This window comes from Vibrio sp. 10N.222.49.C9, assembly GCF_041474985.1.
Lineage (GTDB): Bacteria > Pseudomonadota > Gammaproteobacteria > Enterobacterales > Vibrionaceae > Vibrio > Vibrio crassostreae_C.
In genome coordinates this window covers 1-505 of sequence record NZ_JBFRVD010000553.1, presented here as the reverse complement: position 1 = coordinate 505, position 505 = coordinate 1, and the positions used below count along the sequence as shown (strand labels likewise).

At 45.1% G+C, this 505-nt stretch carries 1 protein-coding gene; it reads right to left on the bottom strand.

Annotated elements, in window-relative coordinates; translation table 11 throughout:
• On the bottom strand, nt 1-505 hold a 505-nt coding region (locus AB4585_RS24430; protein ID WP_372171338.1), incomplete at both ends, for a flavodoxin domain-containing protein.

Here is a 505-nt window from a genome sequence, read left to right as displayed (position 1 = left end):
CTATAGACGTGATTGCTAAGATAGAGTCCACCAACTGAAGATCATTCTTATACCAAACACCTAGCGCATCACCGGGTTGGTAAGTAATACCCGATTCTTCCAAATCAATTTCGATATGTCTGACATCTTTTGTTGAGTCACGACCGGTAATTTTTTGGTTGGTTAGCAGAGTAGCGGTATATGGGCTTTGCTTAGTGTACTGAGATTGGCTTGCAGACACAGGCAATTGAACCACAGCACTTTGCGTCCCTACAGAGTTTTCTTTGAATAGCTCAGCCACTTTATTGAGTGCTTGTGATTGCCACGCGGCAACGGGAGACTCGTAATCCACATCACAATCGATTCTATCTATAAAGGCGGTCGCCCCTAGCTTGCTTAGTGCAGCGTCAAAGTCTTTGCCCGTCTGGCAGAAGAACTCATAGCTAGAATCCCCTAGCCCTACAACCGCGTATTGCAACTTGTCTAGCTTGGGTGCTTTCTTCGAGGTTAGATAATCATAAAACTC